The sequence below is a fragment of the Methanogenium marinum genome (genome assembly GCF_028912405.1).
Classification (GTDB): Archaea; Halobacteriota; Methanomicrobia; order Methanomicrobiales; family Methanomicrobiaceae; genus Methanogenium; species Methanogenium marinum.
Genome location: NZ_JAKELO010000002.1, coordinates 1,022,575 through 1,046,112, shown reverse-complemented (window position 1 = coordinate 1,046,112; position 23,538 = coordinate 1,022,575). Strand labels below are relative to the sequence as shown.

General features: G+C 51.6%; 23 protein-coding genes. 17 read left to right on the top strand and 6 right to left on the bottom strand.

Features of this window, described 5'->3' with window-relative positions; all coding sequences use genetic code 11:
- The first annotated feature begins 149 nt into the window (after window positions 1-149).
- On the top strand, window positions 150-548 hold the full coding sequence (locus L0665_RS05445; protein ID WP_274924686.1) for a response regulator: 399 nt from the start codon (window positions 150-152) through the stop codon (window positions 546-548).
- 22 nt (window positions 549-570) lie between these two features.
- On the opposite strand, the gene hypF is transcribed toward L0665_RS05445, so the two are convergent.
- A complete protein-coding gene (gene hypF / locus L0665_RS05440; protein ID WP_274924685.1) occupies window positions 571-2,787 on the bottom strand; it encodes a carbamoyltransferase HypF in 2,217 nt (738 codons plus the stop codon).
- 59 nt (window positions 2,788-2,846) lie between these two features.
- Here hypF and L0665_RS05435 point away from each other — a divergent pair, with 59 nt between their 5' ends.
- From L0665_RS05435 to L0665_RS05380, 12 genes are all read left to right on the top strand, one after another.
- Window positions 2,847-3,359: an ArsR family transcriptional regulator gene (locus L0665_RS05435; RefSeq protein WP_274924684.1), complete on the top strand. Its 513-nt coding sequence runs from the start codon at window positions 2,847-2,849 to the stop codon at window positions 3,357-3,359.
- Window positions 3,343-4,152: a DUF7839 domain-containing protein gene (locus L0665_RS05430; protein ID WP_274924683.1), complete on the top strand. Its 810-nt coding sequence runs from the start codon at window positions 3,343-3,345 to the stop codon at window positions 4,150-4,152. Before L0665_RS05435 ends, L0665_RS05430 begins: the two co-directional genes overlap by 17 nt.
- On the top strand, window positions 4,149-6,164 hold the full coding sequence (locus L0665_RS05425; protein ID WP_274924682.1) for a DEAD/DEAH box helicase: 2,016 nt from the start codon (window positions 4,149-4,151) through the stop codon (window positions 6,162-6,164). Before L0665_RS05430 ends, L0665_RS05425 begins: the two co-directional genes overlap by 4 nt.
- A 303-nt stretch (window positions 6,165-6,467) precedes the next feature.
- Window positions 6,468-6,911 (top strand): nucleoside deaminase, encoded by a 444-nt coding sequence (locus L0665_RS05420; RefSeq protein WP_274924681.1) that lies wholly within the window; start codon window positions 6,468-6,470, stop codon window positions 6,909-6,911.
- Between the two features lie 436 nt (window positions 6,912-7,347).
- Window positions 7,348-7,512, top strand: coding sequence for a rubredoxin (locus tag L0665_RS05415; RefSeq protein ID WP_274924680.1), 165 nt, complete (start codon window positions 7,348-7,350; stop codon window positions 7,510-7,512).
- Between the two features lie 3 nt (window positions 7,513-7,515).
- Entirely contained in the window at window positions 7,516-8,700 is a 1,185-nt protein-coding gene (locus tag L0665_RS05410; protein WP_274924679.1) for an FprA family A-type flavoprotein, read from the top strand.
- An 18-nt stretch (window positions 8,701-8,718) separates the two neighbouring features.
- Window positions 8,719-9,120 carry a desulfoferrodoxin family protein gene (locus L0665_RS05405; protein WP_274924678.1) on the top strand — a complete coding sequence of 134 codons (402 nt, stop codon included), beginning with the start codon at window positions 8,719-8,721 and terminating at the stop codon, window positions 9,118-9,120.
- Between the two features lie 133 nt (window positions 9,121-9,253).
- On the top strand, window positions 9,254-10,723 hold the full coding sequence (locus L0665_RS05400) for a TrkH family potassium uptake protein (RefSeq protein ID WP_274924677.1): 1,470 nt from the start codon (window positions 9,254-9,256) through the stop codon (window positions 10,721-10,723).
- A 74-nt stretch (window positions 10,724-10,797) separates the two neighbouring features.
- Window positions 10,798-11,307, top strand: coding sequence for a YqhA family protein (locus L0665_RS05395; protein ID WP_274924676.1), 510 nt, complete (start codon window positions 10,798-10,800; stop codon window positions 11,305-11,307).
- A 51-nt stretch (window positions 11,308-11,358) separates the two neighbouring features.
- The gene (cfbC, locus tag L0665_RS05390; protein ID WP_274924675.1) at window positions 11,359-12,177 is read left to right on the top strand and encodes a Ni-sirohydrochlorin a,c-diamide reductive cyclase ATP-dependent reductase subunit; all 819 of its coding nucleotides are present in this window, start codon (window positions 11,359-11,361) and stop codon (window positions 12,175-12,177) included.
- Window positions 12,137-13,189, top strand: coding sequence for a nitrogenase component 1 (locus tag L0665_RS05385; RefSeq protein ID WP_274924674.1), 1,053 nt, complete (start codon window positions 12,137-12,139; stop codon window positions 13,187-13,189). The genes cfbC and L0665_RS05385 overlap by 41 nt, the downstream gene beginning before the upstream one ends.
- On the top strand, window positions 13,182-14,300 hold the full coding sequence (locus tag L0665_RS05380) for a nitrogenase component 1 (RefSeq protein ID WP_274924673.1): 1,119 nt from the start codon (window positions 13,182-13,184) through the stop codon (window positions 14,298-14,300). The genes L0665_RS05385 and L0665_RS05380 overlap by 8 nt, the downstream gene beginning before the upstream one ends.
- Before the next feature lie 11 nt (window positions 14,301-14,311).
- Here L0665_RS05380 and L0665_RS05375 read toward each other — a convergent pair whose 3' ends face one another.
- Window positions 14,312-15,166 carry an ion transporter gene (locus tag L0665_RS05375; protein WP_274924672.1) on the bottom strand — a complete coding sequence of 285 codons (855 nt, stop codon included), beginning with the start codon at window positions 15,164-15,166 and terminating at the stop codon, window positions 14,312-14,314.
- Between the two features lie 151 nt (window positions 15,167-15,317).
- Here L0665_RS05375 and L0665_RS05370 point away from each other — a divergent pair, with 151 nt between their 5' ends.
- From L0665_RS05370 to L0665_RS05355, 4 genes are all read left to right on the top strand, one after another.
- Window positions 15,318-15,866 carry a diacylglycerol/polyprenol kinase family protein gene (locus tag L0665_RS05370; protein ID WP_274924671.1) on the top strand — a complete coding sequence of 183 codons (549 nt, stop codon included), beginning with the start codon at window positions 15,318-15,320 and terminating at the stop codon, window positions 15,864-15,866.
- Window positions 15,867-15,937: 71 nt separating this feature from the next.
- On the top strand, window positions 15,938-17,284 hold the full coding sequence (locus L0665_RS05365) for a hypothetical protein (RefSeq protein ID WP_274924670.1): 1,347 nt from the start codon (window positions 15,938-15,940) through the stop codon (window positions 17,282-17,284).
- A gap of 194 nt (window positions 17,285-17,478) precedes the next feature.
- Entirely contained in the window at window positions 17,479-18,864 is a 1,386-nt protein-coding gene (locus tag L0665_RS05360; RefSeq protein WP_274924669.1) for an MATE family efflux transporter, read from the top strand.
- Between the two features lie 27 nt (window positions 18,865-18,891).
- Entirely contained in the window at window positions 18,892-20,091 is a 1,200-nt protein-coding gene (locus L0665_RS05355) for a deoxyguanosinetriphosphate triphosphohydrolase family protein (protein WP_274924668.1), read from the top strand.
- Window positions 20,092-20,222: 131 nt separating this feature from the next.
- Here the strand turns inward: L0665_RS05355 and L0665_RS05350 are convergent, their stop codons facing one another.
- From L0665_RS05350 to L0665_RS05335, 4 genes are read right to left on the bottom strand one after another with little or no spacing between them, the layout of a single operon-like run.
- Window positions 20,223-20,819, bottom strand: coding sequence for a CDP-alcohol phosphatidyltransferase family protein (locus L0665_RS05350; RefSeq protein WP_274924667.1), 597 nt, complete (start codon window positions 20,817-20,819; stop codon window positions 20,223-20,225).
- Window positions 20,816-21,328: an adenylate kinase family protein gene (locus L0665_RS05345; RefSeq protein WP_274924666.1), complete on the bottom strand. Its 513-nt coding sequence runs from the start codon at window positions 21,326-21,328 to the stop codon at window positions 20,816-20,818. Before L0665_RS05345 ends, L0665_RS05350 begins: the two co-directional genes overlap by 4 nt.
- Window positions 21,325-22,389: a pyridoxal phosphate-dependent aminotransferase gene (locus L0665_RS05340; protein WP_274924665.1), complete on the bottom strand. Its 1,065-nt coding sequence runs from the start codon at window positions 22,387-22,389 to the stop codon at window positions 21,325-21,327. Before L0665_RS05340 ends, L0665_RS05345 begins: the two co-directional genes overlap by 4 nt.
- On the bottom strand, window positions 22,370-23,503 hold the full coding sequence (locus L0665_RS05335) for an aspartate aminotransferase family protein (RefSeq protein ID WP_274924664.1): 1,134 nt from the start codon (window positions 23,501-23,503) through the stop codon (window positions 22,370-22,372). The genes L0665_RS05340 and L0665_RS05335 overlap by 20 nt, the downstream gene beginning before the upstream one ends.
- Window positions 23,504-23,538 lie beyond the last annotated feature (35 nt).

Here is a 23,538-nt window from a genome sequence, read left to right as displayed (position 1 = left end):
GGCGGGCGTGGCAGATACATTTATACATTTGATATGCATATTTTGTAAACGTATCTGATATGCAATAGAGCATGTCGGGTTGCATGCATTGTTGACGGCAGGTTGTTCCACAAAAATGCCGGGTCAGTAGAATGGGGGGAGAAAATTAGATGATAGATACACCCGGAAAAATCCTCGTAATGGATGATGAGGATAATATCCGAACAATTACCTGTATTCTCCTTGAAAAGATGGGATACAGTCCGATGGCAACTCCGGACGGCGAAACTGCTGTCGAAGAATATCGCAGGGCATTCCTTGTAGGGAATCCGTATGATGCAGTGATTATGGATATTACCGTCCCTGATGGCATGGGGGCAACGGAGGCAATTAAGAAGATGAAGGCTATTGACCCCGGTGTGTGCGCCATTGTCACCAGTGGACTGGTGTCAGAGATGAGCTATGATGATCTATACGGGCAGGGATTTTCAGGTATACTGAAAAAACCCTATCGTTCCGCAAATCTTCGTGAAGTTCTTGATTCTGTGCTTGAACCCAATAATAAATAAATACGCAAACCCAGTTTCTCCCTTATTTTCTGACCTGTTTCAGGGTAGTACCTGCCCAGACACACTGTCCATATGAGATACACCCGTCCCCAAGGGGATAGTTTGTATTGAGGATGTACTCATTGCCTGATGCAACAATGGTTTTGCGGATGGTGGATTCTATTGCATGGTTGTATGCCACACCGCCCGAAAGGGCAACTTTTTTATACCCCTTCTCTTCTGCAGCCATGACTGCGATCTCAGCAATACCTGTGGCAAGGGTCTGCTGGAAGGATGCGGCGATGTCTGCTGGTCGTTCATTTTTCATCCGGGAAAATGCCTCTCTGAGAAGAGATGATGTTGAAAGAATGGTCCGTTCGTTTTCCTGGGTGAATTCGCGGTCCCAAAGGGTAGGAGTGCCCGTAACTGCCGTGGTTTCCAGTACCTGTGCGGGTTCTCCATCGAAGGTGCGTTCCCGACAGACGCCGAGGAGTGCTGCCGCTGCATCCAGTATTCGGCCTGTGCTGGAGGTGATGGTGACATTGAACCGTCGCTCCACCTGTTTCTCCAGCACACCGAGGGCAGTGGCATCCCATCCACGGGCTCTGAGAAGTGCTGCTGTTTCTTCTTTAGGGAGAATACCATAGAGCATCCTCTCAGGATAGCGGGTGGCGAGATCTCCCCCTGGCATCATCACCGGTTCAAGGTGACCAACGCGGGTGAGGTCCGGCACTGCACCGGCAAAAATCTCACCTCCCCAGACTGTTCCGTCCTCACCATAGCCGACTCCGTCGATTGCAATGCCGATGCATGGGCTGGTGGTGGCCGCGGCGATGTGTGCCTTGTGGTGCTGCACCGGCATCAGGGTAGCTCCTGTTTCCTCTGCGAGTTCGTGGGCATAGCGTGTGGAGAGGAACTGCGGGTGCAGGTCATGGGCTATCACATCGTATTTTGCACCCAGCAGGCATGCTGTCCGTTCCACCGTCTCCTGCAGGTAGGCAAGTGTCGCCGGGTTGCGTACGTTGCCCACGTGGGGTGAGGTGATGCAGTAGCCTTCTTTATAGATGGAGATGTTTGCATTGAGTTCCGGGCCAATGCCAAGGATACAGGCATTGCCAAGGTCCCGCCTCTCCCGTTTCGGAGCAAGACCCCTTGAGAGGCGGAGTATTTTTCCATCGCGCACCACTGAATCATCGCATCGGTTCTGGATGACACGGTTGTGGGTGAGGATGTAGTCCACGTGCCCTTTGAGTCTCTCACATGCCTCGTGGGTATTGGTGATCATCGGGTATCCCGGAGGATTGGCACTTGTCATGACAAGCATCGGTTGACTGAGGTATCTGAAGAGGAGATGGTGGAGGGCGGTATAGGGGAGCATGCACCCAAGAGTATGCAGTTTGGATATTCCTTTGAGGGCTTCCCTGTCTTTTTTTACCAGGACAACGATGGGGTGGGAAGGGCCGGTGAGACACTTTCTCTCTGTCTCTGATATGATGGCCACCCGTTCGATCTCCTCTTTGGTTGCCATCACGGCAAGGGGTTGCTCAGGCCGACCAAGGGTGCCCTTCAGGCGCCCGGTCGCCTCTGCGGTGCAGGCGATGTGGAATCCACCCAGGCCGCGGATGGCAACGACAGCACCGTTGTCCAGAAGGGATGCTGCGGTATGCAGGGGGTCGCCCGGGACAGAGGTGCCGTCGGTGCGCAAAAGAGAAAGTTTTGGCCCGCAGGTGGCGCAGGCAATTGTCTGTGCATGGTGGCGCCGGGATGCGGGGTCGGTGTACTCGTCTTCACATGCGCCGCACATGGGGAATTCGTCCATTCGTGTACGTTCCCGGTCGTAGGGCAGCCCGCAGATGATACTGTAACGTGGGCCGCAGTTCACGCAGGAGGTGGCCCAGTACCCTTCATACCTGCCGCCGGGGGTGAAAATGTCCCTGATGCAATCGTCACAGGTGGCGACATCTGCCGGAATAAAGCCGGATAGTGAACCTTCAGCACTCATAAGGATTACAAATCCTGCCGGAACCGGTTCGTCTGAGTCGGTTACCGTGACCGAGTCAATGCGTGAGAGGGGGGTGCCCTGAGAGAGGCAGTGCACAAATGTTTCAAAATTGGTTCCCTGTGCAAGTACCAGCACTTCACTGCCGAGGTTGCGTACTGTGCCCTGTATCCCAAGTTCATGAGCTGTTTTAAAGACAAAAGGACGGAATCCGACTCCCTGAACGATGCCTTTTATAGATATTTGCCCTCTGATTCGCATAACTGTAGTCTAGAGAATCTTTATTGTTTTATACGCTTAATATTACATGGGTTTTTACTTTGACAGGGCATAATCGGATTGTTAATGATCCACTCGAATTAGTTCCGCTCATTGTTACTTTCAACAACTCAAATTTCAAAAGAGCCTACGACCTTCTCACAAAACAATGGATGACTGAAGAAGAGATCTGTGCTGAAATAGGCCCAGAATGCGTGGCGGAATGCCTCGGACTTCTGATGAAAGGAAATCTAATTGAGGAGCAGTGGCGGATGCCGCAACCGGGGGAGCGGCCCTCTAAAGAATATAAAACAACATACAGCCGATTCAGGGCAGGATTTCAGTGTTCCATGGAAGATCTTGGGGATATTCTTTATATCTCTACATCTACGGATGAAGAACTCCGGGGCATGGTTGACAATATTGAGCAGGATGTACGGTCAGGAATAACATCATACAATGACCTTGCGCGCAAATATAAGGTGAGTCCGGTTTACGTGAAGGGGCTTGCCAAACGGATGCCAAATCTTGATGTGAAGGGCCAGGGGCTGGTGCTGCTTGACGAGTCACGGTGATGACCCGTATTACACTGTGCTTAAGAGCAAACGTGAAGCAACACGATTTCAGATCTTAGTTGAGATTGCCGCTCACCAGCCTTCTGTCCGGCAGCAGGAGATCGCTGAAAAGATGGGCGTCACACCGCAGGCAGTCAGTGAATACATCCGTGAGATGGTAGAGAGCGGATTTGTGAATTCAAACGGCAGAGGCCGGTACAATGTCACAAAGAAGGGTGTGGAGTGGGTAACAACCGCAGCTGAAACACTTGATACCTATCTTAAGTATGTAACAACTGAAGTCATCCAGGAGGTTTCTGTATGGACCGCCATTGCAAAAGAGCCTCTTATGAAGGGGGAGATGGTTGGTGTTTTCATGCAGGGCGGTCTCCTGTATGCCTCAAAAGCTGAGCAGACTGCTATGGGTGAAGTGACCGTTTCGGCGGAGTCCGGAGAGGATGTCGGGGTGGCAAAACTTTCTGGTATTATCGCTCTTGATGAAGGAACCATCCGTGTCTGCAAGGTACCGCGTATTCAGCGGGGAGGGTCACACAGTGTCTCTCCCGACCGCATCCTCGATGCCCTGGAAGGCATGGACTATATTGGAGCGGTAGGTCTTGAGGCGGTCGTTCTCCTGAAGAGTGTTGGTGTCACAGAGGACGCCTTCTTCGGCGCCCGGGAAGGGGTGCTGGAGGCGTCATTTCATGGCATTAACTGTGCGATGGTAATTGTCGATGAGGAGTTCACCGGGTTTCTGAAACGGCTTGAGAGTGCAGGTCTCCCGTATGAGATTTGTGATTTGAGCATTCCATGAGTATTATTGTTAATCCCAGGCGGGGACCGTACCGCCTCTATTTTTATGACGGCCGGCGTGTTACAGGCATTGGTGACCTGGATCTTTCAAAGACCGGGAAGGGTTGCCGTCCGAAAGAGTTCCGGTACCGTGAAGCAGGCAGGCGTCAGCCACGGCATGTCCCTACGAAGGATCTGATCCGGTTATTTCGGAAAGAGAAAGTATATCTCACCGGAGAGGATGAGGCATTCCGATCCATGTGCAGTGACCTGCAGATCCCTGTTGTTGTAATCCGTCTCTGTCGTATCTGTCTTCTGGGCGACCGGGTTACTCTCCTGAAAACAAAGAATGCGGTGAAGTACGGGCGTGAGGAGATCTGTGTTGGCTGTGCCAAAAATGAACTCCGTCGCGAAGCGGGCTATCTGGGGGGGATGGGCATGAAGTCTATCGGCCATCTGGAGCATATGCTGGAAATGTACCGGGATCTTGATCGGGTTCTTGGGATGTTGCAGCCTGATACCGGCAAACCTGCACAGACGCTCTTTGACAAGCTTGAGGCCCATGCTGTAATGAAAACGCAGCCCATTACTGATCTCCCTCTTCCGAAGAATTTTGTGGAGGCATCCGGGGTAAAATACCTGATGCCGGTCCAGCAACTCTGTGTCGAGGCGGGCCTTTTAAAGGGGAAAGACCAGCTGGTAGTGGCAGCAACAGCAAGTGGGAAGACTTTCATAGGCGAGATGGCAGGGGTTAAGAATCTCAGTGAAAGTAGGGGGAGTACGTTCTTTTTAGTTCCTCTCGTTGCTCTTGCAAACCAGAAATATCGCCGTTTCTCAGAACGGTATGGCGATTTTATGAATGTCTCACTTCTGACCGGTGTCTCACGGATTCATCTTCCGGGGAACCGGGAAAATGCACGACGCAGCATGAAGTCCGATATCATCGTCGGCACCTATGAGGGAGTAGATCATCACCTCCGGATGGGCAAACACCTGGCAAAGGTGGGAACGGTCGTCATCGATGAGGTGCAGATGCTGGAGGATGCTGACCGGGGACACCGGCTCGACGGGCTGATTGCCCGTCTGCGGCATGTTGCCCCGAAGGCTCAGTTCCTCTTTTTGAGTGCTACCATCGGGTCGCCTTCTCTGCTTGCAAAAAAACTGAATGCTGAGCTCGTCCGGTATGACGAACGGCCGGTAGGACTTGAACGCCATCTGATCTTCACGGAACGAAAAGAGAAGATTCCGATTATCCGAAAGATGGTCGCTGAGGAGTTTAAGAAGACTTCGTCCAAGGGATTTCATGGGCAGACGATTGTCTTCACCAATTCACGGGCCCGGTGCCATATGGTAGCAGAGGCTGTTGGGAGTGGGGCGATGCCCTACCATGCCGGGCTTTCTCCACAGGACCGGCGTAAGGTGGAGAAGATGTTTGAGAAGGGAGAAATTGCAGCTGTAATCACCACAGCGGCCCTTGCCGCAGGTGTTGATTTTCCTGCATCCCAGGTTATCTTTGACGCCCTTGCAATGGGTATCTCATGGCTGAAGGTGCAGGAGTTCTCCCAGATGATGGGTCGTGCCGGCCGGCCGGATTTCCACGATCTGGGGAAAGTGGTCATTCTTGCCGAGCCGGGCGGTGTATATTCACGGGAGTCCGGCACTGGCACCGAAGAAGAGGTGGCGATGCGCCTCCTGAAAGGAGAGATGGAGGAGGTTGCACCAGTCTATGATATTGAAGGCTCATCTGAGGAGTATGCAGCAAATGCTGTTGTCTGTGGTGGTGATATTGGATGCCTTTCCGTGATTTGTGAAACGATGGTCGGGGAGCTTGAAGATGTCGGGCCTCTCATGAAACATGATGGCTACGTCTACGAACGGAAGGGAAAGATTGTGCTCTCCCCTCTTGGGCAGGTTATGGCCGAGCATTTTATCGGTGTCGAACGCCTCTCCCGGATTCTTAAGATGGTCAGAAAGACAAAAGATCCCCTTGAGATTGTTGCTGAACTCGACTGTGTCGAGGATCAGGATGCGTGAAGGTGACAGTGCCCGTTTCGGGTGCTGTATAACTCATCAGGGATTTTCTACTGAATTTTAACAATATCCTCTTATTTTTCTGTTTCCGTCGTTCTCTGTTTTTTTTACCTGATCCTTTGGGTAAATTGTGATAATTTTGGATACTGTTGGTTACTGCTGGTTTTGCAGAGGTGACAGACAGGATTGTGATAATATCAGAGCCGTTTTGTGTTGGTGCAGTTGGTGCAGTTGGTCTGGCACCACGGAAGAAGGCAGTCTTTATCCACCTGTGTTCTCAAAACTGACACTATCAGGAGCAGTTTCATGGACGAAGATCAGAAGTATATGCAGGCAGCGATTGACGAGGCAAAACTGGGTCTTTCTGAAGGCGGAATTCCCATCGGTGCCGTGCTGGTGAGGGACGGAGTCATCATCTCTCGCGGGCACAACCGGCGGGTGCAGGATGATGATCCCCTGATGCATGCAGAGATTAACTGCCTCAGGAATGCCGGGAGAATCGGGCGGTATGGGGATACGGTGCTCTATTCAACTCTCATGCCCTGTTATCTATGTGCGGGTGCCGTTGTCCAGTTTGGTATCCCGAAGGTGGTTATGGGGGAGTCTGCCAATTTTGCAGGGGCAGAGGATTTTTTACGGGAGAAAGGCGTTGAGGTGGTGAATCTCAGTCTGCCTGAACTGAAGAAGATGATGGCGGAGTACATTGAGAGCCATGCTGATATCTGGAATGAGGATATCGGGACGCTGTAACACATCACCGGTGGTAGTGGTGGCAAATTTGTCTGAATTATTTTCATTCTGTTTATCCAGAGTATAACTGAGGAATAAACTGTCCGGATACGTCCAGAAGTATTTCGCGGGATAATAATTCATATAAATATTCGTGCGTGCTTCTTCCGTGGAGGGTTCCATGCAAAATTTGTTTTTGTGTGACGAATGGTGCTGCCTTGTCAGTGCTGCAGCGAAAGAAAAGTTTCGTGAGATGAAGTGAGGCCATCGCACAGGTGATTTGCCCCGGCAGATTTGTGGGACATAATCCCACCGTTGACTGTGAGACTCAGGGTATCTGCTGAACAAACAAAAAATGAACAATTCTTTTATGGAATGATGCTGTATAAACATTCATCAGAACGTTCCGGCTTATTCCGGCTTTTTTGCGGGATATTCCGGAACAGGAGATTATACTATGGATACAGCAATTCGGATGAAATGTATGGTATGCGGGCATATTTATGACCCGAAGAAAGGTGACGAGGGAGTATCTGTCGGGACAGCATTCACGGATATCCCTGACGAGTGGTGCTGCCCTGTCTGTGGTGCAGCGAAGGCAAAGTTCAGTGAGGTGAAATGAAGTATGGTCGTACGTGAAATTATTCCCGGCATAGATTCAGTGGGTGTCATTGACTGGCACCGGATGGCATTTGATAACCTCATGGATCTCCCGGACGGGACGACATACAATGCCTATGTGGTCCGGGGGAGTGAGAAGACCGCACTTATTGACACGGTGGAAGCAGAGTTTGATGAGGAGTATGTTACAAACCTCATCCGGGCAAAAATAGATTCTGTGGATTATATCGTGGCCAACCATGCAGAACAGGACCACTCCGGTTCACTGCCCCTTCTGCTGGAACTCTTTCCCATGGCAAAGGTTGTCACAACAGAGAAGGGAAAAGAACTGCTATGTTCCCTTGTCTTAATTGAAGAAGGGCGCATCCTGACTGTGGAGGAGAATGATTCCCTCTCCCTCGGGGATAAGACCCTCGTATTCTATCCGATGCCCTGGGTGCACTGGCCGGAGACGATGGTAACCTGGGTCCCGGAAGACCGCATCCTCTTTTCCTGTGATCTTTTTGGTTCACACCTTGCCACATCAGATGTCTTCTCTGACGGGTCCTGCCGGTTGCATGAAGCTGCGAAACGCTATTTTGCTGTTATCATGCAGCCCTTCAGGGGGAAAATCCGCACATACCTGGATGCGGTGGATGATCTCAGTCCCGCTATTATCGCACCGAGCCACGGGCCGGTATACTGTGACCCGGCAGAGATTCTCACCCTGTACCGTGACTGGTCATCTGAAGAAGGCAAAAACCTCGTGGTCATTCCCTTTGTCTCCATGCATAACAGCACAACGTGGATGGTGGAGCGGCTGGTGGATGCACTGATCGATCGGGGTATTCAGGTGCGTCCCTATGACCTTGGGAATGCCTCGCCGGGCATGATTGCAATGGACCTTATTGATGCCACGACCATCGTCATCGGCACACCAACGGTTCATTTCGGGCCGCACCCTAAAGCTGCACATATTGCATTTCTTACCAATATTCTCAAACCGAAGGCACGATATGCGGCGGTCATCGGTTCGTACGGATGGGGTGGAAAGACTGTGCAGGCACTTGGTGAGATGATGCCGAAACTCAGTGCAGAGATGCTCAGTCCGGTATATATCAAAGGAAAACCGCAGGAAGAGGATCTTGTCGCTATCATAAATCTGGCTGACGAAATCTATAAACGCCATCAGGATAATCACCTCGTCTGAAGTAAGAGGTGAATTCAAATGGAAAAAATTCCAATTTTTTTTAAGTGCCCTGGCTGCAGCGGCACGGTGATGGTGATGGATTCCGGAATGTGCAAGGCACCATCGACTGGTGCTTTGTCGGTCAGTTGTTCCGGAAATGAGATGGATCTGCTCTCAGAACAGACGGCAGATTTTGCCACCGAGAAGCATGTGCCCATCGTTGAGAAGGTAGAGGGGGGTATTAAGGTCACCGTTGGTTCAACTGCCCATCCGATGACCGATGAGCACTATATCATGTGGATCGGTGTGCAGGCGGGAGACGACCTGATGATCCATTATCTAAAACCCGGGGATGCACCAGAGGCCATATTCCCCTGCCCGGACACGAACGTGAAAGCGTATGAGTGCTGTAATATCCACGACCTCTGGGTAAATCGCTGAAACGTATCCCCTTCATCCCTATTTTTGAATATTTCCACAATTATGCGCATATTTTGTGATTCAGCCGGAATGTTGTATTTCCTGTCCTGTAACAAAAGCCTAATAGTTGCCCTCCTGCAATGAGTACATGCGTATGGATCGTCTTCACCAGTACCTGACACTGACCACGGATATCGGCATAATTCTCCGGTATATCGGTGCCGGTACCTGTATTCCGCTTGTAGTTGCCCTCATCTACCAGGAATATGATATGCTCCTTCCGATGGCATCAGTGCCGGTGTTCCTCGTATGTCTCGGGACGGTTTTCATCCATCTTCCGGCAACAGACCGGGAACCGCGTCTCTCCATGTCCCTTTTTTCGGTGGCTGCAATCTGGCTGATTTGTGCTCTCGTGGGTGCGCTTCCCTTTGTATTCGGTGCCGAAATGTCCTATATAGACGGTTTTTTTGAGGCGATGTCGGGGTGGACAGATACCGGAATGACAATGGCTCCTGATGTGGATGCCCTGTCCCACACCCTTATTTTCTGGCGTACCCTGATGGAATGGTTTGGTGGAATTGGAATTGTTGCGTTTACCGTTGCTCTCTTAAACCGTTCCTCTGTCTCACGGCACCGCCTCTACAGTACAGAACGTATGGAGGGGCGCAGTGATGCCTTCATGCCAACTGTGGTGGAGCAGGGAGCACAGACGTGGCGAATTTATCTGATTCTTACTCTTGCCGGAGTGCTTCTCATTCTGTTATCCGGTGTCCCGCTCTGGGACGCCATCAATATTGCAATGACTGCTATTTCCACCGGTGGGTTCACCATCCACTCCGGGGGTATCCCATCATACAACAATGTGCTCCTCGAATTGCTTATTATTCCTGTGATGCTTGCAGGGGCACTGCCATTCAAGATATATTATCTGATGTACCGGAAAAAAGAAGTAAGTCTGTTTAAAGATGAACAAGCAAAATTGCTATTTTTGCTGGTTCTTCTGGGGTTCCTTATCATAACGGCTGACCTGATCGTCTTTAACGGCCTGGACGAGGGGTCTGCACTTGTTAACGGACTCTTTATGGCATCCGCGGCAGTCACATCAACGGGATTTCAGACAGCAGACCTGGCAGTCTGGGAACCGGTATCTGTCCTCTTTCTTACCCTGCTGGTCTTCATTGGCGGGTCATCCGGCAGTACATCGGGAGGAGTAAAACTCTCCCGTGTTCTGATCGGTCTGAAAGGTATCAAATACTGGTTCCGCCGGTCGTTCGTCAGTCCAAAGGCGATGCTCTCTCTAATCTACAATGGGAAGAGGTATCAGCGGGCTGAGGCCGAATTCCTTGTTTCGCGCAATATGCTCACGTTTATTCTCTTCCTGCTGCCGATTTTCTTTGCTCTTGTCATTATCATGCATTTTGAACAGCCTGACATTGATACCACCCTTGTGATCTTCGATGTGGTCTCTGCAACCTGCAACAATGGTATTTCCACCGGCTTTGTGACACCTGATTTGACCGTCTGGTCAAAACTGGTTCTCATTCTCCAGATGTGGCTGGGAAGGCTTGAAGTGATGGCGGTGATGGTCTTCTTTATTGGTCTGATTCGTGGATTTGAATGGTGATATCTGAAGCAGGGGTGAGGGATATCATTATATGAATGAAAGATTGTCTTTACTGCAAAAAAGGCGGGTAAAAGATGGTCTGGAAATATTTTACGAAAACACGATATCTGGTAATAATCGCAGCGATTTCCTCTTTTTTTGGTTCGGCGCTGATGTTTTTCATCGGTGTTGAAAAGACCATCTCAGCATTCGTTTACTTTTTTTATGGGCGTTCGTTGTCTGGAGGGGATATCCTTCCCGAATATCTGACACCTGGTGATCTCGCAACGGTGTCACTGGCGCAGTCTATTGATGTCTTTCTTTTTGCTCTGGTGATGATGATCTTTGCCTATGGCATTCTGTATCTCTTTCTTGTAGAAGATGAGGAGAAAGAGCGGCTCAGTTTTCCCGGATGGCTGCGAATAAAAAACATTTTTCAGCTGAAGATGATTCTCGGGGAAGTCATTGTCTTCATCCTCTTTGTCCATTTTCTTGAGACGGCGACAAAAACAGGGTATGCCAACCTGACCCTTGAAAGCCTTATTTTGCCGGCCTCAATTCTTCTTCTTTCAGTCAGCCTGATGGTACTCCGGCAGGGTGAGTGACTTGTCCTCAATCAGGAGGAATAAAGAGCTTGCACAACTAAACTTTAGTCAATGAAACAGATCGCCCTCTACGGGAAGGGTGGTATTGGGAAGTCCACCACATCCGCAAATCTTTCGGCAGCCCTCTCTGACTGTGGGCTTGACATCATGCAGATTGGGTGTGACCCGAAACATGACAGCACACGGATGCTGATGTGGGGGGAGTGGATTCCGACCGTCCTTGATCTTGTCCGTGAACGTGGAGATGCTGATATCACGGTGTCTGATGCAGTGTTCACCGGGTATGGGGGTATCCGGTGTGTTGAAGCAGGCGGGCCGGAACCAGGCATCGGTTGTGCTGGCCGTGGTATCATCGCCACATTTCAGCTGCTCCAGCGCCTGGAGGCACTCTATGGTGATGTCATCATCTATGATGTCCTCGGTGATGTGGTCTGCGGCGGGTTTGCGATGCCGATGCGTGAAGGGTATGCACGGGAGATATATCTCGTGACCTCCGGCGAGTTTATGTCGCTCTATGCGGCAAACAATATCTGTAAGGCAATCGCCCGTCTCTCCAAACGCACCCGCAGTGTGTGTTCCCTTGCAGGCGTAATCTGCAATGCGAAAAATATTCCCGGTGAGGAAGAACTGGTGCGTGAATTTGCTGAACGCGTGAACTCACGGATGGTTGCCTATATTCCCCGTGCAAGAATCGTCCAGATAGCTGAGGTGAATCAGCGAACGGTTATTGAGTATGCACCGGAGTCAGAACAGGCAGATGTCTACCGGGAACTGGCCAATACGATTATGGAGAACACCACGTTTACTATCCCCACCCCCCTTGAGATGAATGAACTCGAAGAACTTGCACGGTCGCACCTCACGCTATGAGGGATGTACGGTCATGGGCGTCCTCTCGGTCAGTGCCTTTCTGACAGACGCAGTGACCCTGATCCATGGGCCGGACGGGTGCACCCATATCAATACATCTCTCCTCTACTCCACCCTTGCTGAACATGATATCTTCCGCATCCCGGAGATTGTCTCCACCGGCCTTGGAGAGGATGAGATCATATTCGGCGGTGAAGATGCACTGGAAGATGCCCTGACAACTGTGTGTGGCAATGACCCTGCTGCGGTGGTGGTTGCAAGCACCTGTGTCTCCGAAACCATCGGGGATGATGTGGCGGGAATCTGCAGCCAGTCGTGGGATGTTCCTGTCATCTATGTGCCCAGTTCCGGGTTTCTCGGCGGCACCTTCACGGATGGATATACCAGTACACTGACTGCTCTCTCTTCTTTTATCGCGCCTCCCTCCTGCTGGAAAAAAAATACCGGCACGGTAAATATTGTCGGTGAGAAAAACCTCGAGTTTGAGGCGGAGGACAATTTCCAGGAAGTCTCTCGTATTCTCGGTCTGCTGGGTCTTGACGTGAACATCCGGTATGTGCGTGACATCACGGTTGAGGATATCGGGATATTTGGCGATGCAGAACTGAACCTGTTCCGGGAGGACAAATATGGAATTCTGGGGCGGCACTTCGATGCCTTCACTGGCATCCCCTCCCTCCCTGAGTTTCCGGTCGGACTCTCTGCTACTCTTGATTTTATCCGGGACGTGGGTCGTCTCACTGGTCGGGACACAACAGACGCAGTCAGTGCCGAAGAAGAACAGCTGGCTGGCCTCACGGATGAATTTTCTGATCTAAGAGGTGAATATGTAACCTTTGATTCGTTTGGGTTCCAGTCAGCAGAGATGGAAATGTTTACCGAGGTGGCAGAGGCGGTGGGTATCAGAGTTTCTGAGGAAGGCACGGTTATTCCTATTCCCTTCTGTATGCCGGTGGGCACCCTCGGGCTGCGGCGGATGCTCCGGCAATGGCGGAGGTTTATCGATGGCTAAACCATGCACCAATCCCATTTGGCCCTGTGCAATGGTCGGTGCAGCAGCAGCGATGGCCGGGCTGGACGGGGCAGGTGTCATCATCCACGGTGCATCGGGGTGTTACTTCTATGCAGACTCTGTCATCCCTGACCCGGTGAACTGCACCTATCTTGTTGAAGATGAGGTAATATTTGGCACCGGTGACCGCCTGCAGGAGGTGGCAGAGGGCCTCATGCCCTTCAGTGAGAAGATTGTGGTCATCAATTCCTGTGTGCCTGCAACCATTGGTGAAGACCTCGCACCATATTGTGCGGGTGCTGATGCACTCATCATCGATGCCCCCGGCTACTGTGGGGATATGATGGATGGGTACAGGATTGCACTGAAAGCCTTCCCGGCAGAGATTGATTCGGGACGTAAAGGAGTGAACATTGACGGGCTCATATCGACCGATCCATTTGCTGTCGGCAACCGGATGGAAGCTGAACGCCTTCTCTTTTCTGCGGGCATCCCGGTTGCGGCGAAATACTGTAATGATACGCTGGCGTCAGCCCTCAGTCCGGCAAAGATGACGGTGACGGCGCTTCCCGATGTGGCATCCGGTATTGGGCAGTCGGTTGGATCACTGTGTGGACTGGATGCGATTGGGGCAACCTTTTCTTCCCTGCAGGAGGTGTTCCCCGATGCAGACTGTGCCCCTGTCATGGATATCTGTGAGGAGACCGAAGAACTGGTGGTCAAGGCGTGTGATCGCTATCTCCGTGTCAACGATCCCCCGCGGGTGGCCCTCTTCGGGATCGCAGGCTACATGGATATGGCAGCAAATTTACTCACCACATTCATGGAGGCTGAAATATGTGGTGCCGGTGCCCGTAACCGGCCTTCGGAAGACTCGGGATGCACCTGGGCACCGGATCTGGGGACGGTGAAACAGATAATTGCAGCAGGTGAGCCTGATCTTATCATCGGATCCCGGTATGAAGCAACCCTAGCACCGGGCGTCCCCTTTGTGCAGACAACGATACCCATCCGGAAACATTCAATGCTCTGTCATCGCCCGCTGATAGGTACAGAGGGAGTCCTCTGGCTCATTGAGTCTGTGGTAAACGCAGGAAAAAACGGGTGCTGAATATCTGATTTTTATTTCTGTCTGTCTTCCGGACGTATTTCACGTCCACAGTGAGGACAGACATCATACTCGCCTGTTTTATTCGTATCTTTTTCCGATTCCTGTTTCAGTTTTATCTCCTTCTCTTCTCTGACGACTTCGGAGTATCCGGATGCAAGGATACCGGCAGGGAGGGCAAAAAGACCGATCCCAACGAGGGAGATGACAAAACCCAGTCCTTTTCCCAGCGGGGTGACAGGCACCATATCACCGTATCCGATGGTAGCGATTGTTACAATGCCCCACCACATCGATTCAGGAATGCTGGAGAATACCTCCGGTTGGGCAGAATATTCAATCTGGTACATCAGGGTTGAAGCGATGATGATGACCACCATGATGATGAAGACGGCACCAAGCATCGATTCTTTATTTCGCTCCAGTACCCGGATCATAACCTGGAATGATCGGGAATATCTGCCCAGTTTAAAGAAGCGAAATACCCTGAGTGTCCGCAGGAATGTGACATTGACGCCGGGTATCAGCAGGGTGAGATAATAGGGCAGGATGGAGACAAAATCAATGAAGACAAGGGGTGTCAGGGCATAGCGTAATCGCCCGGTAATTGGTTTATGATATCGTTCATCTTCTGTGCATGACCACATCCTGAGAATATATTCAATGCTGAATGCAACTGCAGTGACGATTTCAATAATGATAAATATCCACAGATGGCGAATGAGCATACCCGGGACGGTTGCAAGAATTAACTCTGCAACGCTGATGGTGATGAGACAGATGATGACCATATCAAACCAAAAACTGGTTTTGTCCCCCTCTTCAGGTGAAGATACAATCTCAAATACGCGTTTTTTTATCCGGCCCATCTGTCCATCCTCCTGTGTTAGTATTTTTTATCAGATTTCTTCAGGGTTTTGGTCTGCTGTTTATTTCGGTTCTTCTTTGGTATTCTTTCTGTGTCACCTTTTGCGGGTCAATTCCGGCGCATTTATCCGCTGGTATCACAAATACCGGATAATGAATGAAGACTGCCGTCAGCTGGTGCATCTGGGGTTTGGTGTCCTCATTGCCCTCGCGATATTTATCCTTGGCAGGGAATATGCTATCATGGTGCTTGCCCTCGGCCTCTTCGGTGGGTTTGTGCTTATTGACCTTGTGGACCGCGGATATCGGGTACCTGTTGCATCAGCGCTGGTAGATAATCTTGAACGCACCGGGAGGATGCCGGGATATGGGTCGGTATGTTTTGTGCTCTCTGCGTTATTCTGCCTGATTTTCTTCCCGGTGGACTATGTGGTGGCAGGAGTGCTCACCCTTGCGGTTCTGGACTCTTTCAGCACGATTGTGGGGCTGCATTTCGGCCGGCATCGGATCTTCAATGGCAAATCATGGGAGGGCACCGCAGGTGGTATCATTGCTGCATTTATTCCTCTTGCATTCCTTCTGGCACCCTTCCCTGCAGCAGCTGCGGCAATTGTTGCCGGTATTGCAGAACTTTTCTCACCCATTGAAGACAATCTGGTGATACCGCCGGTTGTCTGCCTCCTCTGTTTTGCTCTTGTATGAGAGTATTCCCCCTTTTTTGACGGTCTGATACAAAGGCATATCCCCCAGTAACCCGGATTCCCTGAGTGAATATGAAAGATCCTCGGGCCCGTCATGCTGAAATGCATCCTGCTTCGGCGTTTGATGTTGCAAATATCCACTTTTCAGCGGTCTATGACCCTATGCTCCACCTTGTTCTGCAGGCAGATGGTGCCTTTGATGTGTCTGCTCTGGAAACTGCAGTGGAGGCAGCCGGAACAATGGCGCCCATCCTTGCATCACACTATGGTGAGAAAAAGGACCGGGGATACTGGCAGTGCGGTATGGGTGAGAAACCTGCTTTTTCGGTTCATGTGACAACGGGGACAATGGACCCGAATCTTCTCCCGCTTGCGTCAATAGACCCGTTCACCGGCCCTCAGCTGGATGTGCGCCTCTGCAGGAGTGCAAAAGAAGATGGAGGAAAGAGTGGAGATGTCCTTATCATCTCCGCCCATCACGGGGCGATGGATGCAAACGGTCTTTTTCAGGCAGCATCCCTCTGTGCTGATGCCTATCGGCGGGTGTGTGAGGGGAAGCCTCCGGTCTTTCAGGGGCCGTCATGGGAACCCCGTGGCACAGATGCTGTGAGTGCGCCGTTTTCAGCAGAAGAACTCGAAGCTGTGTATGAGCGTGAGTCTTCGTTTACCGACGACTGGTCGTTTCCGTGTCGGGAGGGACCATGCGGGCACCTTCTCTGGGACACATTTACGATTGGGGCAGATGAAGTAACTGCCCTCAGGGCTGCCGGGAAAGCTGCTGGTGTGACCCTCAATGACCGGATTATGGCAGCTTTTTTCTGTGCTCTCATGGAGGTCTGCGGTGATGCGTATGCGGATTCACCCCGTCTGGGTATTCTCGGTGCAATGGACCTGCGCCGGTATCTCCCTGTTGCACCATACAGGAGTATCAGCAATCTTTCCGTTGAATATGAACTCCCTCTTTATCCCGCCTGTGGTGAAGGGATGGGTACAGCCCTGCCTGCCGTTTCTCAGGCGATGCAGGGGATGAAGGAGGGGAACTTCGGTCTGGGATCGATGGAATTATATGAACGTCTCTATGCAGGCGGCGCCGGTGCGGTGAAGGCATTTCTGGCCGGTATTGCAAAGGAGTATCTTGTTACCGGGAAGAAGAATCCCTTCCTGAGTAATGTGGGTGCTATTCCTTCGACCGCGGCAGCATTTCAGCATGGTGAGGAGGGCACACCTCTGCAGGTAACGGCAGCATACCTCACCTCCCGTGAAGTCTGCCCGCCGGGCATTGGAGTCTATGTCTCCACCTACCGCGGGGAGATGACGGTGACCATTCCCTCCTGTGCTGATGCACATGATCCGCAGGATATTCGTGCCCTTGCGGGTGCGATGCGGGGGTATCTCTTAGAAGATGTCTCCCTTCAGTGACATTTTATTATCATTATTTTATAGGATTTTTCCTCTCCGGGGCAGGGTTATCATTTCTGCGGATTAAATATCAGGTAGATGAATGGTATTCAGGTGGTTCGGGTCTGTCTTTTGCTCTGGGTTTGTATCTGGTATGACATCAGATGTATCTGCAATGGCCGTAATCCATCCCCCTGCATGCCGGAGGGAACTGCATGAAAGGTCAGATGAAAGCAGGTGTCGAAACCCTTCTCGGAGATCCGAAACCGGCCATCCGCAGTCTCGCCTGGCCTGTTATGGTCGGCATGTTGCTCCAGACGATCTATAACCTGACCGATGCATTCTGGGTGGCAGGCATTGGTGCTGATGCGCTTGCGGCAGTCGGTTTTTTCTTCCCGTTCTTTTTTGCCGTATTCGGCTTTGCAAACGGCATGGGAGTGGGTGTGGGGGCGGCTGTCTCCCGCCATATCGGGATGCGGGATCATGAAGGAGCGAACAATGTTGCTACACACACGGCTGTTCTGGTTCTGTTATTTTCTATTATCATCACGATCGCGGGGCTCTCTGTTACCGGCAGTTTCGGGAAGATTCTCGGAGATACACCTGTCACAGCGATGGCCGCAGGATATGCTCAAATCATATTTTTAGGCACATTTTTTATTCTCTTTCTTGCCATCGGGAGTGCGTTACTCCGCGGTGAGGGAGATGCAAAACGAACCATGTATGTGATGCTCGTCAGTTCTTTGGTGAATATCATCTTAGACCCTGTTTTTATCTATGGGCTGGGACTCGGTGTCGAAGGTGCGGCCTGGGCGACGGTTGTCGCATTTATCACCGCCTGCATCCCGATGTTCTGGTGGATCTTTGTGAAACGGGATACCCATGTTCAGCTGGATTTTGCCGGTTTTTCGTTCTCACGGCCCATTACATGGGAAATTCTGAAAGTAGGTATTCCTGCCTCATTTCAGCATGTGTCAATGGCAATGACGACATTTGCTCTGAACCTCATCATTCTTATCGTGGCAACCACCGACGGGGTTGCTATCTTTTCCACTGGCTGGCGGGTGGTTTCTATCGGCATCACACCGCTTATTGCCATCTCCACTGCGGTTGTTTCAGTTTGTGGGGCAGCCTACGGGGCGGGCCTCATTCGCAAGGCAGAAGAAGGGCATCTCTATGCCATCCGGCTGGGGGTTATAATCAGCCTTTTTGTCACAGTCTCGGTCTATCTCTGTGCCCCATATATTGCCCAGGTATTCACCTACAGTGAGGGTGCGGCACATCTTTATCCTGGTCTTGTATCCTTCCTGCAGACGGTCTGCTTATTTTTCCCTGCAGTGAGCTTTGGTATCTTTTCGGCATCCCTTCTTCAGGGATTTGGGCGGGGCTTTGACTCCCTTGTGATCACCGTTATCCGCACCATTGTCATGACAGTCATATCGTGCTATCTCCTGGCAGTTACCTTTGGATGGGGCATTATGGGCATCTGGTGGGGTCTTGTCATCGGGAATTCGGTGGGTGCCGGTATTGGATATGTCTGGGCCCGGTTCTATACAAAAAAGCTCATCAGGGAGACGGGTCTGTTGGAAGAATCGGTTTAATGATGTCCGGCAGGCAATCCTCATACCATGGAGATTACGGATGTACAGCTGGAGAAAATTACCCGGCGACAGGAGGAGAAGGCGGCGCTTCTCTCTTCTCATGCCTGCCGTGACGATGCGGCCATCCGGCGGGATGGTGGCCTTCCTGAGGACCGGATCATCCGGCCGCCCTTCTTCCGGGATGTTGACCGTATAATCCACTCCCGTGCATTTTCACGGTATATCGACAAAACCCAGGTATTCTATCTCTTAGATAACGAGCAGATCACCCATCGGGCTATCCATATCCAGCTGGTGGCAAAAATAGGCAGGACCATCGGCCGTGCCCTCTCCTTAAATGAGGATTTAATTGAGGCCATTGCCCTTGGCCATGACATCGGCCACCCGCCGTACGGCCACTTTGGGGAATCCTGCCTTTCCACTCTCTGTAAAAGACATCAGATTGGCCCCTTCCGTCATGACGTGCAGAGCATTCAGTTTCTGGACTCGATAGAGGACACCAACCTCACCCTGCAGGTTTTGGATGGCATCCTCTGCCATAACGGGGAGGTGCACAACACCCACCTTGCCCCGGAACCGATCACTACCCGAGAGGAATTGTCCCGGAAAAAAGAGATGCTTTTGCAGGGAGGTGATCCAGCCCCCGGCACCCTTGAAGGGTGCGTGGTGCGGGTTGCAGACACCATCGCCTATATCGGCCGCGACCTGCAGGACGCAATCGAAATCGGTTTTCTTACTCCCTCCCTTCCCGATCTGCCGAAAGACTGCCGGAATACATTTTCCCTCACGGGAGACTACCGCCGGTTTAACGCATCCATCATTGATACCGTCTGCCGGGATGTCATCGCCTGCAGTTTCGATTGTGGGGAGGTTCGTTTTTCACCGGAAATATCGGCCTGTGTGAAGGCACTGAAGCAGTACAATTATGAAATGATTTACGAGAATCCGGTTCTGCATGCTCAGGACCCTCTCATCAAAAACCTCTATGGGGTCCTTTTTGACCGTTTCCTCAGAGATATCGAAGAGGGGCGAAAAGACTCTTTCATCTACAAGGATTTTATTGAGGCGAAGTGGGTCTCATTGGCATACCTGAATACAGCCTCACCCGCAGAAATGGTGCGGGACTATGTCGCGGGGATGACCGACAAATACTTTGAGTCGATTGCCCGGGAACTGTTGATCCCGAAACGGCACTTCCGGAATCATGTAGGGAAAAAGGATGAGTAAAATAGTCTGAATCAGATTCTGTGGGATTTGGTATAGGGGAGTGTACCCTACGGGAACTGAAGACTCAGGTATATACTGTATTTGGATTGAGAGATTCTGAGAAAAAAATATTTTTATCGTTTAAGTAAAAATCAGAGCTGTTTCCATGTTCCGTGGAAACGCTGCAGAGCAGTGATATGACCCAGGACACCGAATATCAAAAGCATCACATCCATCACCGTGATGCCTGCATACACCGCTCCCGAAATAAATGCGGCTGCGATGCCGAAGACAATCAGAAGGAGCAGGCGGTCAGCCCTCCCGAGGATGCCGCCATAGACCCTGCCCACACCCACTGCCTGTGCCTGTGTCCCGAGATAGGAGGACATGAGGACGCCGGTGAGGGCAAAGACGCCGATAAAGGGTGAGGCAAGAGGACCTGCGAATATGCCGGTGATGATGAATATGTCCGCATACCGGTCGATGACATGGTCGAGGAAGTCCCCTTTCAATCCTGCGGTTCCGGTGACACGGGCAATTGCTCCGTCCACCCCGTCAAAGAAGGCATTGAGGATGATACAGATGACAGCCAAAAGGGCCGCTTCAAAATAGAACGCAGCCCCCCCGGCGACCGCCACCACAAGTGCAATAACAGAGCAGACATTCGGGGTAAACCCGACTTTTGCCATACCCTTCGCTACTGGTTCAACGATCCATTGCACACGGGGGCGGAGGTTGTCAACTGTCATACATGTCTTCCCAGAAATTCTGACCAGTCAGGTACTGTGAGGGTATGTGGCGCATCACTACGGATAAATGCCTCGATTTCATCCGCTGTGTCTTCCGGATTCTGTTCTGTTGTGTCAATTACCATGATATGGGTCTCCGGGTGCACTTCTAATGCTTCAATAAGGATAGCATCAAGTGCTTCTGCCTCTGCATTCTCCTGTACCTTCTCATCATGGTATCCTCGCTCTCTCAGCCGTGCGGCAAGGATATCCGGGCGGCAGCGCAGGACAACCACACGGTCTGCCGGCAGAAGGTGGGTGAGATGGCCTTCGATTATGCCATCAACCGGGACAAAGGCATCCACCCATGCATCCTCATCGATGATATCGGTGTCGCGCTCAGCGTCATGCTCGAGGAGATAAGGTCCCATCGTCTCCTTCTGCGACAGAGTCTGAATCCCACGTGCCCTGAGTACGGACGCGATGGTTGATTTTCCGGTGCCGGGTGTCCCGGTAAGTGCTGTCATCATGGCTGGTAAATTTCACCTATTGCGGTGATGAATGCTTCGTTCTCCCATGGTTCACCGATGGAGACACGGATATAATGGTTCGGAAGACCGGGGAAACTGGCGCAGGACCGGACGACGACACCTTTTTGTGCAAGTTCTGTCACCACATCCTCGGCTGTGTGGGGTGCCACGTCTATCATCACAAAGTTTGCCCCGCCGGGAACGACAGGATACGGGCATTCATCGATGAACCGCTGCCGCCACTCCTGGACGACCGATACAATCGTTTTCACATGCACGGTGTCTCTCAGTGCCGCTGTGGCGGCTGCCTGTGAAACCACGTTGAGAGTGAAAGGGGTTGCCGCCCGATGGTAAAATGGTTCATACCATTCCGGCACAAAGGCGTATCCAACCCGAAGACCAGCAAGGGAATACGCCTTGGACATTGTCCTTCCTATGATGAGGTTGTCGTATTTCTTCATCAATGGACGGTAGTCGGTTCCGTCAAATTCGATATATGCGCAGTCAAGGAAGAGAATCCCGTCATAGTTCTCGCAAATATTTGCGATTGTTTTCGGTGTCTCTGTTGACCCCGTCGGATTGTTCGGGGTGCAGAGGAAGGCAAGTTTTGTCCCTGCTGCTTCCCTGCAGAATACTGCCGGATCAACGGAAAAGTCGTCCTTCCGGGGAACAGATATAGCAACTCCTCCCTGTGCCCGGACAGCAAGCCCGTAGTAGGAGTAGGTGGGTGTTGCCACTGCAACCCGGTCACCGTCTGAGATAAGAGTGCGGAGGATGGTATCAATGATACCGTCCATCCCGACGCTTGCCACAAACTGGTAGTCACCGTGTCGCTTTTTCAGTGCGGCAATGAACTCCCGGTTTGTCTCATCCGGGTAGCGGTTGGCGGTGGGCAGGACATCTGCTGCCGCTTTGATTGCCTTTGATGATGGCGGATATGGGTTTTCGTTGCTTGCCAGTCGTGCCGGGCGGGTGTGCCCCGCAGCACGGGCTATATCTGCTGCCCGTGTCGCGAAGACATACCCTTCTTCCAGAAATTCTTTACGAATTAAGTGCTTCATTGATGACCCTGACCGCCTGGTCAATATCCTCGTCTGTGATGACGAGCGGCGGGACGATACGGAGGTTTCCGCTGGTGCAGTTGACAAGCACCCCATGTTCCTCACAATACTGCTTCACCGGTGCACAACGGTCCCCGAGGGTCACCCCAATCATGAGGCCCCGCTGACGGGGATTGTATGCAGCAAGACCATCACGGAAACGGCGACCTTTGCGCTCGATATCACCGATTATATCCTCAATGACGTCCATCGTTGCGTGTGCTGCTGCACAGGCGAGTGGGCCGCCGTTGAATGTACCGCCGTGCTCGCCGGGGAGAAACTCCAGTCCCTCCCGTGCGACGATACCACCCATGGGAAATCCTGAGGCGATGCCCTTTGCCATCGTGATAATATCAGGCTTGATTGAAGTGTGCTGGAAGGCGAACCATTTGCCGGTCCGTCCGAATCCGGTCTGCACTTCATCAACGATCATGAGAGCGTCATTTTCGTTGCAGACGCTGCGCACATCCTCCATGAAACCTGCCGGTGCAGGAATGACTCCTGCTTCTCCCTGTATTGGTTCAATAATAACAGCAGCAACCGTTTCGTCCATTACGGCCTTCAGACCTTCGATGTCTCCGTATTCGACGAATTCGCATTCATATGGCAAGGGGGTGAAGGGGAGGCGGTAGTCTTCCTTGTGTGTCATAGAAAGAGCCCCATAGGTCCGGCCGTGGAATCCGGATTTAAACGCGACGAATTTCTTTTTTCCGGTACGGACACGGGCAAGTTTAACAGCCGCTTCAACGGCTTCACTGCCGGAATTGGAGAAGAAAACACGCCCTCCATTGAGACCTGCCTTCTCTGCAATCCGTTTTGCTAGTTGTGCCTGGCCGGGGATGTAGAAGAGGTTTGAGATATGGATAAGCTCTTTTGCCTGGCGGCAGATGGCATCAGCAACCTTTGGGTGACAGTGGCCGGTGGAACAGACAGCAATGCCTGCCACACAGTCGATGTATTCATTTCCCTCATCATCCCATACCCGTGCTCCTTTGCCCCGCGTGATTAAAATATCACGGCTGAAGTTGCGCATCAGGTATGTTTCACACATATCGCGGTATTCATTCTGTACCATTATTTTTCGCTTCCTCTGTATGTATCTTAATTATG

What these genes read in the sequence shown, in the direction of transcription:
- L0665_RS05395 (WP_274924676.1), top strand. Translation starts at nt 10,798, where the DNA reads ATGGTCTGGAAATATTTTACGAAAACACGATATCTGGTAATAATCGCA.
- L0665_RS05445 (WP_274924686.1), top strand. Translation starts at nt 150, where the DNA reads ATGATAGATACACCCGGAAAAATCCTCGTAATGGATGATGAGGATAAT.
- L0665_RS05365 (WP_274924670.1), top strand. Translation starts at nt 15,938, where the DNA reads ATGAAAGATCCTCGGGCCCGTCATGCTGAAATGCATCCTGCTTCGGCG.
- L0665_RS05345 (WP_274924666.1), bottom strand. Translation starts at nt 21,328, where the DNA reads ATGATGACAGCACTTACCGGGACACCCGGCACCGGAAAATCAACCATC.
- L0665_RS05340 (WP_274924665.1), bottom strand. Translation starts at nt 22,389, where the DNA reads ATGAAGCACTTAATTCGTAAAGAATTTCTGGAAGAAGGGTATGTCTTC.
- L0665_RS05385 (WP_274924674.1), top strand. Translation starts at nt 12,137, where the DNA reads ATGAACTCGAAGAACTTGCACGGTCGCACCTCACGCTATGAGGGATGT.
- L0665_RS05350 (WP_274924667.1), bottom strand. Translation starts at nt 20,819, where the DNA reads ATGACAGTTGACAACCTCCGCCCCCGTGTGCAATGGATCGTTGAACCA.
- L0665_RS05410 (WP_274924679.1), top strand. Translation starts at nt 7,516, where the DNA reads ATGGTCGTACGTGAAATTATTCCCGGCATAGATTCAGTGGGTGTCATT.
- L0665_RS05335 (WP_274924664.1), bottom strand. Translation starts at nt 23,503, where the DNA reads ATGGTACAGAATGAATACCGCGATATGTGTGAAACATACCTGATGCGC.
- L0665_RS05355 (WP_274924668.1), top strand. Translation starts at nt 18,892, where the DNA reads ATGGAGATTACGGATGTACAGCTGGAGAAAATTACCCGGCGACAGGAG.
- hypF (WP_274924685.1), bottom strand. Translation starts at nt 2,787, where the DNA reads ATGCGAATCAGAGGGCAAATATCTATAAAAGGCATCGTTCAGGGAGTC.
- L0665_RS05405 (WP_274924678.1), top strand. Translation starts at nt 8,719, where the DNA reads ATGGAAAAAATTCCAATTTTTTTTAAGTGCCCTGGCTGCAGCGGCACG.
- L0665_RS05425 (WP_274924682.1), top strand. Translation starts at nt 4,149, where the DNA reads ATGAGTATTATTGTTAATCCCAGGCGGGGACCGTACCGCCTCTATTTT.
- L0665_RS05375 (WP_274924672.1), bottom strand. Translation starts at nt 15,166, where the DNA reads ATGGGCCGGATAAAAAAACGCGTATTTGAGATTGTATCTTCACCTGAA.
- L0665_RS05360 (WP_274924669.1), top strand. Translation starts at nt 17,479, where the DNA reads ATGAAAGGTCAGATGAAAGCAGGTGTCGAAACCCTTCTCGGAGATCCG.
- L0665_RS05420 (WP_274924681.1), top strand. Translation starts at nt 6,468, where the DNA reads ATGGACGAAGATCAGAAGTATATGCAGGCAGCGATTGACGAGGCAAAA.
- L0665_RS05415 (WP_274924680.1), top strand. Translation starts at nt 7,348, where the DNA reads ATGGATACAGCAATTCGGATGAAATGTATGGTATGCGGGCATATTTAT.
- L0665_RS05400 (WP_274924677.1), top strand. Translation starts at nt 9,254, where the DNA reads ATGGATCGTCTTCACCAGTACCTGACACTGACCACGGATATCGGCATA.
- L0665_RS05370 (WP_274924671.1), top strand. Translation starts at nt 15,318, where the DNA reads ATGAATGAAGACTGCCGTCAGCTGGTGCATCTGGGGTTTGGTGTCCTC.
- cfbC (WP_274924675.1), top strand. Translation starts at nt 11,359, where the DNA reads ATGAAACAGATCGCCCTCTACGGGAAGGGTGGTATTGGGAAGTCCACC.
- L0665_RS05380 (WP_274924673.1), top strand. Translation starts at nt 13,182, where the DNA reads ATGGCTAAACCATGCACCAATCCCATTTGGCCCTGTGCAATGGTCGGT.